Raw genomic sequence first — 15,770 nt, 5'->3', positions numbered from 1 at the left:
TTGCGCAGGATATGGACGCAGAATGGTTATCTCGACGGAAGAAGAGCTCGACAAGCTGAAGGATGTTGGCCGGATTTGCGCGCTTGCGATGCAGACCATGGCCGACGCGCTTGAGCCGGGGATCACCACCGCCGAACTCGACGCCATCGGTCGCAATATCCTGGAAAGCAATGGCGCGCAGTCGGCACCGGAATTCTGCTACCAGTTTCCGGGCGCCACCTGCATCAGCGTCAATGAGGAAGTGGCTCACGGCATTCCCGGTTCGCGTATCATCAAGGCGGGCGATCTCGTCAACATCGATGTCTCCGCCGTCAAAGATGGCTTCTTTGGCGATACCGGCTCGTCCTTTGCGGTGCCGCCGGTCAAGAAGGAGATCGAGCGTCTTTGCCGCGATGGCAAGCGCGCCATGTGGACCGGCTTGCAACAGGTCAAAGCTGGCCGCCCGCTTGCTGACATCGGCAACTCCATCGGGGCTTTCGCCAAGAAGAACCGCTATACGCTGATCACCAATCTCGCCAGCCACGGCATTGGTCGCTCGCTCCATGAGGAGCCGAAGGAACTTGCCACCTGGCCGGACAAGGATGAAACCCGGATCATGACGGAAGGCCTGGTGTTTACCGTCGAGCCGTTCCTCTCCATGGGCGCCTATTGGGCCGAGGATGGCGATGACGATCCGTGGACGCTGTTCAGCGACCCGAGCGCACCGACCGTGCAGTTCGAACATACGGTGGTGGCCACCAAAAACGGACCGCTGATCCTGACGCTTGCCGAGTAAAAGGAATTCTGTTGCACGGCTGCGCTGTAGTGCTGTCGTAATGATCAAGCCAAACTTGCCCGTTTTGCCTTACATCTTCGTAACTTAGCGTTTGCTGCATTGCGTCGTGCAAATCTCTGGCCTAATTTCTCCCCAAATCTGCTTCGCCAATAATGGCTGATCTCAAGCTCGCGAGAGTTCGAACGTGTTTCATTCCTTCTTTCCCAAACCCAAGCTGTTTTTTACCTCTGCCATTGTTTGGGCGCTGGTTGCGATCTTAGGCTGGTATTTTGTTGTCGATCCGTGGGGGCGTTCTCTTGGCTACGTGATGCCTGAGCAGGAACCCTACGATCTCACCTATTTCCTCGTTCCAGCAAATCTCTTTTTCTATTCATATCTGGCGCTTTGCCTTGCAGCTTTCGGTCTGTTCTGGACCATCGTTGCACGGGAGCATCCGTGGAAATATTGGTCTGTCTGGGGCTCGCTTCTGATCATTGCCGTCACCTATTTCGGTGTCCAGGTCACAGTCGTCATCAACAACTTCCGCCGCCCCTTTGGTGACCTTTTGCAGAATGCGCTCAGCAAGCAACCCGGTATCACCACCTGGGATTTCTACAGCCTGCAGATCGTCTTCGCGAAGCTTGTCTTTTTCAGCATGGCGGTGTCGATCCTGACCGACTTCTTCACCAGCCATTATATCTTCCGCTGGCGCACGGCGATGAATGATTTTTACATGTCGAAGTGGGAGAAGCTGCGTCATATCGAAGGTGCATCCCAGCGTGTGCAAGAAGACACAATGCGCTTCTCGGCTACCCTGGAAGGCCTTGGCATCACGCTGATCAATTCCGTCATGACACTGGTCGTGTTTCTACCAATTCTGTTTGGGCTTTCGAGCTATGTGAGCGAGTTGCCGATCATCGGCGAGGTGCCGCACGCGCTGTTCTGGCTTGCCATCCTCTGGTCTGCCTTCGGCACCGTGTTGCTGGCAACGGTCGGTATCAAACTGCCGGGGCTTAACTTCCGCAACCAACGTGTCGAAGCCGCTTATCGTAAAGAGCTTGTCTACGGTGAAGACCATGCTGACAGGGCCGACCCGATCACGGTCAAGCAGCTCTTCTCAAATGTGCGGAAGAACTATTTCCGTATGTATTGGCACTATCTGTACTTTAATGTCGCGCGGTATTTCTACATTCAGGCAGATGCCGTGTTCCTGCTGCTGATGCTGGTCCCGACCATCGTTGCCGGCAAGATCACCTACGGTATCTATCAACAGATCGCGACCGCTTTCGGTCAGGTCAGCAATTCGTTCCAGTATCTGGTGAACTCCTGGACCACGATCATCGAGCTGCTCTCGATCCATAAACGCTTGAAGGCATTTGAAGCGGCCATTGATGACAAGCCTTTGCCGGAAATCGACCAGCGCTATTTGAAGCGTGAAGCTGAAGAGGGCGAGTTGGCTGCAAATAAGCCCACATAACGTGGGTTGAAGCCCTTAATGCTGTCTTTTCTTGATCCTCGGGCTCGACCCGAGGATTTTTGTTTCAACGGTTACGAATGGTCGGGTAACGCACGACCATCGCGCGGAAATGGTCGTCTGTTCTTCTGCGCCATGCAGCGGACAGGCGCGAAACCTACCGCTAATGCTCTCTCACCCTTGCGACTTTTCCTTACGCCGCGCGTCGATCATCGGCATCGCCTCTTCATAGCTGACGCAGGCGACATCATCCTTTTTGCAGACTTCCCGCAGCAGGCGCTCATAGGCGTTCCAATAGGCACCGCCGTTCATCTTGACGAAATGGAAGCCGAGCTGGAGCGGAATGCGTTCGCCCTCGTATTGCTTGTCGAAGGCGGCGCGGAAAGCCTTGTAGGCGCGCTCTTCGAACTCGGCTGACTTGGCGGGCGTTTCGATCGCCATGGAGTGGCGGACGAAGAGATTGTAATCCATGGCGATGATCGGCCGGTCGCCCGGTCCTTCAGGGATCAGCGGCAGGCCGAAATGTTCGATGCCGTCCTTGCGGATGGGCCATGCCGGTCCTTTGGTGATGCTGGTGGCGTCGAAGACGAAGCCGTGCTTCTTCTGGGCTGCGGTGAGGGCATCGCTCTGCGATAGATAGGGTGCGCGAAAGCCATTGATGCCCCGCACGAAATCGTGCCAGCCCTGCGGCTCCTCATCCTTCTTGCCGATTGCCGCCCAGGCGTTTCCAAGCGTGCTGGTGAAGGTGGTAAATTCTGCGTCCCATTGATCCGCCGTCCAGTTGCCGCCATCGAAATGGCCGCAGGTGTGGTTGGCGATTTCGTGGCCTTCCTGGTGAGCGTCCCAGATGTGTCGCAGGCGCGTTGCCACCTCTTCCACCGACTGGCCGAAGCCGACATTGGAGCGGCCGAGTTTCTGGCCGGGGCCCTGATAGCTCTTGGCGCTGGTCTTGCGGTCCATCACCAGCGTGCAGGCAAGAAAATAGGTGAAATGCGCGCCGACTTCCTTGGCGGTCGCGCGGCTTCTTTGCCAGAGCGCGTTGTCGCCTGCGCCATCAAAGGATACCAGCACCAACTGCTTTGGCCTGGGTGACGCTTGCACATCTTCCGCCTGCGCTATCGACGCAGAGGCAAGGAGGAGGGGCAGGAGGGCAAGCGAACGCAACATCAGGAACCACGCAGAATTTTCAAAAGCGGCCTTTTGAGCTTGGAATAAGGCGAAGCTTTGATTTGACTGGCTTTTCGGGGGATTTAGCCATAACTCATTGTCAAAAGATTATCTTCCCTTCCGCGCAAGGACGCCCACATGCTTCTGCTCGTCGTTTCCCTCATCCTGTTCTTCGCCACCCATTCTCTCAGGCTGGTTGCTCCAGCGTTTCGTGCGCGTCTGATCGACGGGCTGGGCGAAAAGCCCTTCAAGGGCGTCTATTCGGTCGTCAGCGTTCTCACCATCGTTTTCATTGCCTACGCCTTCAATGAAGCGCGACAGGTTACGGGGATGCTATATTACCCGCCAGTCTGGATGGCGCATATTGCCGTGACGCTGATGCTCATTGCGATGATCTGTCTTGTGGCGAGTGCCTTGCCAGCCGGGCACATCGTGGCGAAGACGAAGCATCCACTGGTGCTGTCGGTGAAGATCTGGGCTTTTGCGCATCTTCTCGCCAATGGCGAAACATCGTCTGTCATTCTGTTTGCCTCGTTCCTCGCTTGGGGCGTGGTGATGCGGATATTCCTGAAGCGACGTGCGCGTGCGGGCGAAAATCTCGTTCGTCCGTTCGTTGCGGCGCGTTACGATTTGATCGCGGTGCTTCTCGGCGTCGTGCTGTGGGCCGCTTTCATCTGGAAGCTGCACGAATGGTTGATTGGCGTCCAGCCGATTGCGATGTAGGAAACTGACGTTTCCCCCTTACATCTCAAGGAAAATAGGCTAGAAGGCCCACCAATAAATGTGGTTGGCCTTTTTGCGGCTTGCCGCAACAAGATTGCCTTGGCATGTCCGCAGACCGATCGGCGTTCGCCTCTCGGTGCGGGTAACGGAGAATTCGATGGCGCACGAGAATGACAGCTTCATCCGCGAAGTGAACGAGCAGATCCGCTCCGAGCGGTTGAGCAATTTCTGGGGACGTTATGGTGCGGTCGTGATTGGCGCCGCCATTTTGATCGTTCTGGCTTCCGCTGGCGCCGGCATCTACGAATATTGGAGCAACAGCCGTGCCTCGGCTTCCGGTGACCAGTTCGCCAACGCCTTGAAGCTTGCTTCCGAAGGAAAGAACGACGAAGCGCTGAAGGCCCTGTCCGATCTGGAAACGGCGGGCCACGGTTCGTATCCGGTTCTGGCCAAGTTCCGTGCGGCCACGCTTTTGGCACAGAAGGGCGACACCGCCGGAGCTGTCGCTGCGTTTACCGCAATTGGCAACGATACCAGCGCGCCCCAGATTTTCCGTGACATCGCCAAGGTGCGCGCGGCGTGGCTCCTCGTTGATAATGGCACCTACGAGCAGGTTTCAGCGCAAGCAGAAGCCCTCTCGGATGATGCTCAGCCGCTGCGCAATTCGGCACGCGAAGCGCTTGGTCTTGCTGCTTACAAGGCCGGTAACTTTGCCCAGGCAAAGCAGTGGTTCGAACTCATTACCGGCGATGCTCAGGCACCACGCAATGTCGCGCAACGCGCGCAGATCATGCTCGATAATATTGCCGCATCCGGCAAGGCAGCGTAAATTCTCATTTCCTGCGGCACGTTGCTTGGCCCATGGGTGGGGCATGACGTGCTGCAAAGGTTTTCTGTTGAAGGCGTCGGACCGGAGCCCGTTGGGTTTCCGGTCCGACGCTATAGAAGTTAGGGCACTATCATGACTTTCACCGTCGCCATCGTCGGACGTCCGAATGTCGGCAAATCCACGCTTTTCAACCGTCTGGTCGGAAAGAAGCTGGCGCTCGTGGACGACACGCCGGGTGTTACCCGCGACCGTCGTCCGGGCGACGCAAAGCTCATAGACCTGCGTTTCACCATCATCGATACCGCAGGTCTCGAGCAGTCCGCACCGGAGACGCTGCAGGGCCGCATGTGGGCGCAAACGGAAGAGGCGATCGAGGAAGCCGATCTGACGCTCTTCGTCGTGGACGCCAAATATGGCCTTACTCCTGCCGACGAAACGCTGGGTGAAATGTTGCGCCGTCGCGGAAAGCCCGTCGTGCTCGTTGCCAACAAGTCCGAAGCGCGTGGCTCGGACGGCGGTTTCTATGACGCCTATACGCTCGGTCTTGGCGAGCCATGCCCGATTTCCGCCGAGCATGGTCAGGGTATGATCGATCTGCGCGATGCCATCGTTGCCGCTATTGGGGAAGATGTTGCTTTTCCGCCGGACGACGCTTTCGAAGAGGCCGAAACCGATGTCGTGCTTTCCGGCGACGAGGAAGAAGACGAAGATTACGAGCCCGCCTATGACGATACCAAGCCACTGCGTGTGGCGATTATTGGCCGTCCGAATGCTGGCAAGTCGACGCTGATCAACCGCTTCCTCGGTGAAGACCGTCTTCTGACCGGCCCGGAAGCCGGTATCACGCGTGACAGTATTTCGGTCGAATGGGACTGGCGCGGCCGCACCATCAAGATGTTCGACACGGCCGGTATGCGTCGCAAGGCGAAGGTGACGGAGAAGCTCGAGAAGCTTTCGGTGGCGGATTCGCTGCGCTCCATCCGCTTTGCCGAAACCGTCGTCATCGTCTTCGATTCGACCATTCCTTTCGAAAAGCAGGATCTGCAGCTCGTCGATCTGGTCATTCGCGAAGGCCGCGCTGCGGTTCTGGCCTTTAACAAGTGGGATCTGGTGGGAGACGCGCAGGCATTTCTTGCCGATCTGCGCGAAAAGACCGAGCGCCTTCTGCCACAGGCGCGCGGCATTCGCGCGGTGCCGATTTCCGGCCAGACGGGCTACGGCCTCGACCGGCTGATGCAGAACATCATCGACACCGACAAGGTCTGGAACCGCCGCATCTCCACCGCCAAGCTTAACCGTTGGCTGGATATGCAGGTCACCCAGCATCCGCCACCGGCTGTATCGGGCCGTCGTCTGCGCCTGAAATACATGACGCAGGTCAAGGCTCGCCCACCGGCCTTCATGATTTCCTGCACCCGGCCTGAGGCTATTCCGGAATCCTACACGCGCTACCTCGTCAATGGTCTGCGCAAGGATTTCGATATGCCGGGCGTACCGATCCGGGTGCATTATCGCGGCTCCGACAATCCGTTCGAGCACAAGGCGAAGAAGCGGTAGTCGGTGTGAAGTTGAGGCACGCGTAAGTCCGTAAGTCCGTCACTCCACGCTCTGCGTCATCCTCGCCCTGAGGCGAGGATCCATGTTTGGAAGCGCTTGACGGTGACTTTGTGGATCCTCGGCTCAAGGCCGAGGATGACGGCAGAGGAATTGGCGGCGCGGGAGAGAGCGTCTTTTGTCCATGCCAACATCGCGACCTACCGCCCGCATGCGTCTTACGAACTTGAAATGACAGGTCAAACATCATGCTGATCAAGCAGAGCGACTATCATCGCATCTATCGTGTCATCAACAGCCTGCTTCTCAACGAGAACGCCGATCCGGCGACGGCGTCTATGTATTTCAGCACGTTCGGCGCGTTCATTCTGGAGCATCATTACAAGGTGAAGGCGAAGCCGAAGGGTGGGCTGGCGGCCTATAACCTCGGCGGCACGATGCTGCTCTTTGCCGATCATCGCGATGACGGGCATGTGACGGGTGCTGGCGAAAACTTCCATTGCTGGGTGGAGGCGGAGGACTGGGTCATCGATTTCATGGCACCGGCGTTTCCGCAGGCCGCGCAGGGTCTCTCGGTTCCGGCTAAGATGTTTCAGAAGCCCTTGTCATCCATGGCTTCTTCCATCAACGACCTTTCGCAGTCGGGCGACTTCTTCTTCAAGCATGAAGCAGATGCGATGGCCAAGCGCTTTGCCGACTGGCGCAAGCATGGCATGATCGGCGATCTCGCCTCGATCGCCGCCGGCTGGTTTCGCAAATCGCCGAAGCAGATGCAGAGTGACATCTCGGTCAGCGACAGCAACGGCAAAAGCCGCACTATTCCGCTTGTCGGCAATATGCTGATCGGTTCGTGGTGAGTAAATAGGACGGCCTGCGTAACCTCGCGGCAGCCGCCTGACGTCAATCAGCAGCCCGACCCCGTTCTAAAGATAACGGCAGTCGCGTCCTGACGCCTTCTGACAGTAATGGGCGCGTGCGTCTACTGAAAATGCAGGCCGCTCACTCGTAATCCGCTCACAGCGCATGGGCGGCGCAGAAGCCCGGGAGGCCGCTGGTTGCCGCAGAGGTCACATTGTCAAGGAACTGGCGCGACGCCTTTTCCCAGGAGTAGTTGCGGGAAACCGCAAGAGCTGCTTCCGGTGAGCAATCCAGCGCGGCAAGGCAGGCCTTGCGCAGATCCTCAGACAGCGCACCGGCTTTCGGATGACCGCCGAGAATATCAACCGGACCGGTTACCGGAAAGGCTGCAACGGGAACGCCGCTCGATAGCGCTTCCAGAATGGTGTTGCCGAAGGTATCGGTTTTGGAGGGGAAGACAAAGACATCGGCCTGAGCATAGGCCCTTGCCAAGTCTTCACCGGTCTTCACGCCGGTAAACAGGACGTCCGGGTGTTTCTGTTGGAGCTCGGTGCGCGCGGGTCCGTCGCCCACCACGACCTTGGAGCCCGGCAGATCAAGATCGAGAAATTCGGGGAGGTTCTTTTCCACCGAAACGCGGCCGATCGTCATGAAAATCGGGCGGGGCAGGCCGAAGGGGCGTTCGTCCTTCGGTCTGGGACGGAAGAGCTTGGCGTCGATGCCGCGGCTCCAGCGCTTGAGGTTCTTGACGCCCCTGGATTGGAGTTCCGTCTCAAGGCTTGGCGTTGCCACCATGCAGGCGCTGCCGCCATTGTGGAACCAGCGTACGAAAGCGTAGAGCCAGCTTTCCGGCACGGGGAAGCGGGCCGCCACATATTCCGGGAAGCGCGTGTGGTAGCTCGTTGAAAAGCGCATACCGTGCTTGATGCACCAGCGGCGCGCCATGAAGCCGAGTGGACCTTCCGTGGCAATATGGACGTAGGACGGCTGCCCCTTCTCGATCTCTGCCGAAACGCGACGATAGCTTGCGACTGAGAGACGAATTTCCGGATAAGTGGGGCAGGGTATCGAGTGAAAGCTTTGTGGCGTGACCATGCAGACGTCCACACCCATGCGCTCCAGCTCGGCATTGGTGTTCTCGATGGAGCGGACGACGCCGTTGACCTGTGGATGCCAGGCATCCGTGACGATGGTAATTCTGGTCATGCTGTGCCGACCCTCGCGCACTTGCGACTCCCGGTGATTTACCGGCCTTCGCGTGTATGCGACGGACGTGTTACAGCATCATGTCACAGCCTATCCAACAATCCCCGTTGGCTGCCTGGAAATGGCAATTTCCCATGCTTGCGGTGCTGATCGACGCTCGGCAGGCGGCGCTCCGGTTCCCGAAATCGACATTTTCGGCAGCACAACGACAGGTCTCGAACAGACTGTCCTCGTCTTCTATGCCTTGGGCAGGAGCTCGGGGCTGATCAGAGCGCCGTGGTGACCGATGACGGTTGCCGCTGCCTTGGCCGAAAAGGTTGCGGCTTCTTCCGGTGTGCTGCCGGTGACGAAACGTGAAAGGAAGGCGCCGTTGAAGCTGTCTCCGGCGCTCGTTGTATCCACGACCTTGACCGCCTGAACGGCTGGCGCATGGCTGCGCTCACCGCCGAAATCGAGTGTCGCGCCCTTTGCGCCATCTTTCACCACGATATTGGCGACGCCGAGTGCGCGGTAGCGGGCAATGGTGGCTTCCACATCGACATCGCCGAAGTTGCTCGCCTCGTCGTCGAAGCTTGGCATGACGAGCGTAGCCGCGCGCGCGCCGTTTGTGATGGTTTCCAGCATGATCTCGCGATTGGCCCAAAGGCGGGGGCGAATATTGGGGTCGAAGACCACCTGTTTTCCAGCGGCTTTCGCACGACGCAGTTCAGACAGGAAGCTGTCGACCGCTAGCGGGGTGGCAAGAATGGCGAGCGTGATGCCGGAGAAATAGACGATATCGGCAGCCTCCATGGTGCTGCGCAGATGGTCGGCATCGGTGGCAAGCTGGCGGGCGGCAGAGGTGCTGCGCCAATAGCTGAAGGTGCGCTCGCCGTCTTTCAGATTGATGAGGTAGAGGCCGGGCGTGCCGCCCTGGATTCGGGAGATGTGTTTCGTGCCGATGCCAGCACCTTCGATGAAGGACAGCATTTCCTGAGAGAGCGGATCGTCACCGAGCGCGGTGAAATAATCCACCGACCAGTCCTGCGGCAGGCAGGCGCGTGCATACCAGGCGGTGTTCAGCGTGTCCCCGGCAAAGCCCTTGCGCAGAAGACCGTCGCCAGCCTGCGAAAGCTCCACCATGCATTCGCCGATCGAAAGAAACCGTCCACCCACTGCACTCTCCTCGTGTCGTGACGCTTCGCCATTACGACGCCACAGCCCCGCTTGCAAGGGCGATGGATGCCGTTTGAAGGCGCGATCTCACATTCAATCGGCATTCGCCGTTTACGGATCAGTCTGGGCTTTATATGGTTGGGCACCTTCACTTCGGAGATCGTTCATGCCGCAAGCCACGTCTACCACCGGACACAAAGTTCACGATGCAGACTGGTGGAGGGGAGCGGTCATATACCAGGTCTATCCACGCTCGTTTCAGGACACGACGGGGGACGGTTTCGGCGATCTTGCCGGCATCACCAAACATCTGCCCTATATCCATGCGCTCGGCGTGGATGGTATCTGGCTCTCGCCGTTCTTTACCTCGCCCATGGCGGATATGGGTTATGACGTTTCGGATTATTGCGACGTGGACCCGATGTTCGGCACACTTGCGGACTTCGACACGCTGATCGCCGAGGCGCATCGGCTGGGACTGAAGGTCATCATCGATCAGGTGATTTCGCATACGTCCGATCAACATCCGTGGTTCAAGGAAAGCCGGACCAGCCGCACCAATGCGAAAGCGGACTGGTATGTCTGGGCAAACCCGAAGCCGGATGGCACGGCGCCCACCAACTGGCTCTCCGTTTTCGGCGGGCCCGCCTGGGAATGGGATGGAGTGCGCAAGCAATATTACATGCACAACTTCCTCGGCTCGCAGCCGGACCTTAATTTTCATAATCCGGAGGTGCAGGATGCACTGCTGGAAACCGTCCGGTTCTGGCTGGAGAGGGGTGTGGACGGTTTCCGCCTCGACACGGTCAACTACTACTTCCACGACAAGCTGCTGCGTAACAACCCGCCGCACGAACCCGATAGTGACGATGCCGGTCTCGATGCGCCGGACGTCAATCCCTACGGTATGCAGAGCCATCTCTACGACAAGACACAGATCGAGAATCTCGCCTTTCTCAAACGCTTTCGTACTCTTCTGGATGAGTATGAGGGGCGAATGACCGTGGGCGAGGTGGGCGATGGCGCACGTTCGCTGAAAACGGTTGCTGCTTACACGGCGGACAATGACAAGCTCAACATGTGCTACACCTTCGATCTGCTTGGGCCGGACTTCACAGCCAGCCATATTCGCGGCGCAGTCGATGGTTTCCAGAAAGCCGTGACCGACGGCTGGGTGTGCTGGGCCTTCTCCAATCATGACGTGATACGCCATCTGACGCGCTTTGCGGAAAATGTGGAGGAGCAGACCCGTGTCGCGAAACTTGCGATTTGCGTGCTGGCATCGCTGCGCGGCTCCATCTGCCTGTATCAGGGAGAGGAACTGGCGCTGACGGAGGCCGACCTTGCCTTCGAGGATCTGCGCGATCCCTATGGTATCCGCTTCTGGCCTGCCTTCAAGGGTCGCGACGGGTGCCGCACGCCGATGGTGTGGGAAACAGGCAAACCGCATGCCGGCTTCACCACCGCCGAAAAGCCTTGGCTGCCGGTTCCCTACGCCCACGCGATGCTGGCCGCCGACGGGCAGGAGCGCAAGCCGGATTCGGTTCTCAATCACTATAAGGCGATGCTAGCCTTCCGGCGCAGCCATTCTTGTCTTCGTGACGGTGCTATGGAGTTCCTGGAAACCAATCAGGATGTGCTGGTCTTTACCCGTCACAAGAACGGCGAGAGACTGCTCTTTGTCTTCAATTTGACACGCCGGCCCGTCGACTTCCGTCTGCCGCCGGAGCTTCGCCTGATCGAGCATCTGGGACTGCCGGGGTTTGAGCCGACATTCCACAATGACGGCGTGAAGCTGGAGCCGCTGGATGCCTTTTGCGGTCGCGTGGAGAAGGTGTGATCGGTCGAGCTTTTACTTGGCCGTTACGCCTTCACGCGACATGCTTTCTCAGATCACGCCCTTGGTCATCTCCGGATCGAGGCTGATGATGAAGCGGCGCAGGAGTGTCCTGTCGAACTGCTCTTCATGCGCCATCATCCAGGTCAGGGCCTGTTGCGACGACCAGCCTTTCTTGTAGGAGCGGGCCGAGGTCAGCGCGTCGAACACGTCGCAGATCGTGCTCATCCGGACCTCGTTGCTGATCTTGTTACTTTTTATTCCGTTCGGATAGCCCTTGCCGTCCAGACGTTCATGATGAGAAAGGCAGATGTCCAGAACGATCTGAGGCATGCCCTCCTGCTTCTTCAGAATCCGATGGCCTTGTTCAGTGTGATTTTGAACGATAATTCTTTCTTCAGCGTCGAGCGGTCCCTGTTTGTGCAGGATATGGATCGGGATTGCGAGCTTGCCGACATCATGCAGCAGGCCTGCAATACACAAGAGCTGGACGGTCTTTTCGTCCATCTCGAGCGACCGGGCAAAGTGGACGAGAAGCGCTGCGACGGAGAGCGAATGCACGAAGGTGGCCGTATCGCGCGACCGCAGGCGAGACATGCCCATGAAAAGCGAGGGATTTTCGTCCATCGTCCGGCCAACGTCGTCGGCAAGCGGAGTGAAGGCATCTATGCTGATGTCTTTACCCTCGAAGACGCCCTGAAGAAGCGTTCTTGTCTCGTCCGCCTGAGAATGAATCTGCTGCGCGACGAGAAGTTTTTCCTCTTTGGTTGCAGACTTCATGCTTTTTGAGGCCGGTCGGGCGCTGTTGTCTCGAACGGTGTTGTTGCCAAGTGCGGTGTTGATGAAAACGCCGCTGACTTTGCCGTTCAAGATTGATGCCAGTTGAGTAGCGTCTTTGACAACAAAACGTCTCCCAACGGATGAATCGTTTTGCCACGGACCTTCTATCGCTTCGACGAACATCCCAATTTCAAGTTGATTTTTGTCGATGCGCTTTATGACCAATATTTCTCTCCCATCTTATCGGTCAAGGATAGATGTATATACGATAGTTACGCTGTATTAAATTGATGTTATCATCTGATTGATCGTGAAGTAAAACTCCAGCTCAATGCATGGTTTTTATTGTCATTCCGCGACTTTGCCCATTTTTAGTCAAGGCGCTTCATCAATGAGTTGGAAGAGATCCACGTCTACCAGCCCTTTGTCCGAAAGTTTGAGATGTGGAATGACCGGAAGCGGTAGAAACGCGACCTGCAAGAAGGGTTCCTCCAACGTGGTGCCAAGCGCATAGGCGGCCTTGCGCAGCGTGTGCAGCGTATCGCGCACCGTCTCATAGGGCTCCAGGCTCATGAGACCGGCCACCGGAAGGGCAATCTCGCCAGTGATCTCTCCATTCTCCACCACAACGAAGCCACCCTGGATTTCTCCCAGGCGATTGGCCGCAAGCGCCATATCGTCCTCGCTGACGCCGACGACACAGATATTGTGGCTGTCATGCCCGACGGTGGATGCAATGGCGCCTCTCTTCAGGCCGAAACCCTGCACGAAGGCGTTCGCATGGTTGCCGTTCTTTCCGTGCCGTTCGATGACGGCCACTTTGATGATGTCGTTGTCGAGATCGACGGTCGTCTGATTGCCATCGCTCGGCAGTTTGAAACGGCGATGTTCGGTGATGATCTTGCCTGGCAGCACGCCGAGAACGGACGTTTTTCCTTGCCTTGCCGGCACACCGAAATGTGCCGCAAGAACGGGCCGCGCCTTGACGCTGTCGAGGCCGACTGGTGCGACGGGTTTGCGCGTGGCAAAAAGCTCTGGCGTAACGTGTCTGCCCGCAGAAAAGACCATTTCCGCTTTGCAGTTCTGCAATGTGTCGATCACCACGAGATCCGCGCGCCAGCCCGGCGCCACAAGACCTCGGTCTCGCAGGCCGAAGGCTCTTGCCGCCGAAATTGAGGCTGCGCGATAGATGGCAAGGGGCTCTACGCCGTTGGCGATTGCGGTTCGGATCATATAATCCAGATGGCCTTGCTCGGCGATATCGAGGGGATTGCGGTCATCGGTGCAGAGAGCCAGATAGGGCGACAGGCGTTCTGTGATGATCGACATCAGCGCGTGCAGATCCTTGGACACGGACCCTTCGCGCACCAGAACATGAACGCCCTTGCGAATTTTTTCCAGCGCCTCTTTTGCGCTGGTGCATTCATGCTCTGTGCGGATGCCTGCCGAGAGATAGCCGTTAAGCCCTGTCCCGGAAAGAAGCGGCGCGTGCCCGTCGATATGCTGCCCTTGAAACGCCTCGAGTTTCGCCATGCAGATCGGATCTTTGTGGATCACGCCCGGAAAATTCATGAACTCTGCCAGGCCGATGACCTTGGGGTGATCGCGGAAGGGGAGAAGCTTTTCAATGGGAAGGTCAGCGCCCGCCGTTTCCAGATGCGTGGCCGGTACGCAGGAAGACAACTGGACACGGATATCCATGATGGTCTGCAGTGAGGACTCCAGGAAAAACTGAATACCCTGCGCGCCCAGCACATTGGCGATTTCATGCGGATCGCAGATCGCGGTCGTCACGCCATAAGGCAGAACGCAGCGGTCGAACTCATGCGGCGTGACCAAGGATGATTCGATGTGCAGATGGGTATCGATGAAGCCGGGAACGACGATCTTGCCGCTGATGTCGATTTCCTCGACACCATGATAGGTCTCACAGGTTCCGACAATCGTATCGCCGCAGATCGCAATGTCGGAGGCGACAATTTCGCCAGTGACAAGATCGAAAAAGCGACCGCCTTTCAGGACGATATCTGCCTTTTCGCGCCCCGCACCCTGGTCGATCCTGCGTTCAAGTTCAGATCCCACGCTGTACCTCATTTCGATTCTTGCCTTGGCCAATTAAGCCCGGAAAGGCATCCCCATGCAAAAGAAAACCGGGCGCGAAGAACGCGCCCGGTCTATCAAGTCGATGTTTCGGTCGGATTGTCTGGTGTCGTACCGCTTGCTTCAAGCCGCGACTACGAGGCTGAGGCAAGCGAGACGCCACGCATCACTGTGCCGAAACGATCTTGCCGCCCTGCCACTTGTAGAGCGAGAAGGCCTGCGAGGTCAGGTCGCCCGTTTCGCCATAGGTCAGCTTGCCGATGGCAGTCGCAATCGGTTCGCCGCTTTTCAGCGCCTTGGCAACAGCTTCGGAATCTTCAGCAGAGCCGGCCTTTTCGATGCCGGCTTTGAGCACTTCCACGGCTGCGTAAGCGTTGAGCGTGAAGGCTTCTGCCGGGATGTTAGCGGCCTTGAGGGCTTCGGACGCAGCCTTGGAATCGGCGCTCTTCGTCGCATCGGCGGCATTGGTGAAGATGGTACCGTCGGCAGCCGTGCCGCCGATGTTGGCGAATTCGGAGTTGGACAGACCGTCACCGGCAATCACGGTCGCCTTGGCGCCGATGTCGTGCAGCTGACGGACCAGGAGGCCGGCTTCAGGATGGTAGCCGCCGAAATAAACGACATCCACGCCTTCCGACTTCAGACGCGCCGTCAGCGCGCTCAGGTCCTTTTCGCCCGGTGTCAGGGCGTCATACATGACTTCCTTTACGCCGCCTTCGTTCAAGGTCTTCTTGAACGCATCCGCGAGGCCTTTACCATAGGCGCCCTTGTCGTGAATGATGGCGATCTGCCGGTCCTTCAACTGCGCCAGAACAAATTTGGCGGCGACTTCGGCCTGCTGATCGTCACGACCGCAAGTACGGAAAATGTTCCAAAGATCACGGCTGGTGAGATCCGGTGCAGTCGCCGTCGGCGTCACCATCACAACGCCGTTTTCAGCGAAAACGTCGGAGGCCGGAATGGCAACGCCTGAGGTGACGGGGCCAACGACGAACTTGACGCCATCTGCAACCAGCTGGTTTGCGGCAGATACGCCCTGCTTCGGTTCGCCTGCGTCGTCCGCCAGCTTGAGAACAACCTTCTCACCGAGAATGCCGCCATTCTTGTTGATGACATCCACGGCCGTCTGGGCGCCGTTCTTCACCTGATCGCCATAAGCGGCAACTGGACCCGTGAGCGGTGCTACCAGACCGATGACGATATCGGCACGCGCTGCCGGTGCGAAGGCCACGGACGCGGCAAGGGCCAGGCCCGTCAAAATCTTGGTTTTCATTCAATTTCTCCTTGGGTTGGGCGTCTTGCCCGATGCGACCCGGCTGTGGCTACGCGAGCT

General features: G+C 57.9%; 13 protein-coding genes. 7 read left to right on the top strand and 6 right to left on the bottom strand.

Features of this window, described 5'->3' with window-relative positions; genetic code table 11:
- The first annotated feature begins 22 nt into the window (after positions 1-22).
- Both map and sbmA read left to right on the top strand, forming a co-directional pair.
- The gene (gene map, locus QZ862_RS03570) at positions 23-775 is read left to right on the top strand and encodes a type I methionyl aminopeptidase (protein WP_296014518.1); all 753 of its coding nucleotides are present in this window, start codon (positions 23-25) and stop codon (positions 773-775) included.
- A gap of 184 nt (positions 776-959) precedes the next feature.
- Positions 960-2,231, top strand: a complete 1,272-nt coding sequence (gene sbmA / locus QZ862_RS03565; RefSeq protein ID WP_113261591.1) for a peptide antibiotic transporter SbmA — start codon at positions 960-962, stop codon at positions 2,229-2,231.
- 171 nt (positions 2,232-2,402) lie between these two features.
- On the opposite strand, the gene QZ862_RS03560 is transcribed toward sbmA, so the two are convergent.
- Entirely contained in the window at positions 2,403-3,395 is a 993-nt protein-coding gene (locus QZ862_RS03560) for a polysaccharide deacetylase (protein WP_296097538.1), read from the bottom strand.
- A gap of 138 nt (positions 3,396-3,533) precedes the next feature.
- Between QZ862_RS03560 and QZ862_RS03555 the strand changes: the two genes are divergently transcribed.
- The 4 genes from QZ862_RS03555 (at position 3,534) to QZ862_RS03540 (ending at position 7,358) form a co-directional block, all read left to right on the top strand.
- Complete coding sequence (locus tag QZ862_RS03555) at positions 3,534-4,118, top strand: NnrU family protein (RefSeq protein ID WP_296097536.1); 585 nt, start codon at positions 3,534-3,536, stop codon at positions 4,116-4,118.
- Positions 4,119-4,275: 157 nt separating this feature from the next.
- Entirely contained in the window at positions 4,276-4,947 is a 672-nt protein-coding gene (locus tag QZ862_RS03550; RefSeq protein ID WP_296014514.1) for a tetratricopeptide repeat protein, read from the top strand.
- Positions 4,948-5,079: 132 nt separating this feature from the next.
- Complete coding sequence (gene der, locus QZ862_RS03545) at positions 5,080-6,504, top strand: ribosome biogenesis GTPase Der (protein WP_296097534.1); 1,425 nt, start codon at positions 5,080-5,082, stop codon at positions 6,502-6,504.
- A gap of 245 nt (positions 6,505-6,749) precedes the next feature.
- Positions 6,750-7,358, top strand: coding sequence for a DUF2026 family protein (locus QZ862_RS03540; protein ID WP_296097532.1), 609 nt, complete (start codon positions 6,750-6,752; stop codon positions 7,356-7,358).
- Between the two features lie 157 nt (positions 7,359-7,515).
- On the opposite strand, the gene QZ862_RS03535 is transcribed toward QZ862_RS03540, so the two are convergent.
- Positions 7,516-8,565, bottom strand: coding sequence for a bifunctional monoglucosyl/glucuronosyl diacylglycerol synthase (locus tag QZ862_RS03535; RefSeq protein ID WP_296097530.1), 1,050 nt, complete (start codon positions 8,563-8,565; stop codon positions 7,516-7,518).
- A gap of 237 nt (positions 8,566-8,802) precedes the next feature.
- The gene (locus QZ862_RS03530) at positions 8,803-9,720 is read right to left on the bottom strand and encodes a sugar kinase (RefSeq protein WP_296097528.1); all 918 of its coding nucleotides are present in this window, start codon (positions 9,718-9,720) and stop codon (positions 8,803-8,805) included.
- 166 nt (positions 9,721-9,886) lie between these two features.
- Here QZ862_RS03530 and QZ862_RS03525 point away from each other — a divergent pair, with 166 nt between their 5' ends.
- Positions 9,887-11,560 (top strand): alpha-glucosidase family protein, encoded by a 1,674-nt coding sequence (locus tag QZ862_RS03525; RefSeq protein ID WP_296097526.1) that lies wholly within the window; start codon positions 9,887-9,889, stop codon positions 11,558-11,560.
- 48 nt (positions 11,561-11,608) lie between these two features.
- Here the strand turns inward: QZ862_RS03525 and QZ862_RS03520 are convergent, their stop codons facing one another.
- The 3 genes from QZ862_RS03520 to QZ862_RS03510 all read right to left on the bottom strand — a co-directional run bounded on the left by QZ862_RS03520 (position 11,609) and on the right by QZ862_RS03510 (position 15,710).
- Positions 11,609-12,562: an HD-GYP domain-containing protein gene (locus QZ862_RS03520; RefSeq protein WP_296097525.1), complete on the bottom strand. Its 954-nt coding sequence runs from the start codon at positions 12,560-12,562 to the stop codon at positions 11,609-11,611.
- 150 nt (positions 12,563-12,712) lie between these two features.
- The gene (gene ade / locus QZ862_RS03515) at positions 12,713-14,419 is read right to left on the bottom strand and encodes an adenine deaminase (protein WP_296097523.1); all 1,707 of its coding nucleotides are present in this window, start codon (positions 14,417-14,419) and stop codon (positions 12,713-12,715) included.
- Between the two features lie 184 nt (positions 14,420-14,603).
- Complete coding sequence (locus QZ862_RS03510) at positions 14,604-15,710, bottom strand: branched-chain amino acid ABC transporter substrate-binding protein (protein ID WP_296097521.1); 1,107 nt, start codon at positions 15,708-15,710, stop codon at positions 14,604-14,606.
- Between the last annotated feature and the right edge of the window lie 60 nt (positions 15,711-15,770).

The sequence above is a fragment of the uncultured Agrobacterium sp. genome (assembly GCA_913777615.1).
GTDB lineage: Bacteria > Pseudomonadota > Alphaproteobacteria > Rhizobiales > Rhizobiaceae > Agrobacterium.
The sequence above is the reverse complement of the archived record's forward strand: the minus strand, read 5'-3'. Positions and strand labels throughout refer to the sequence as shown.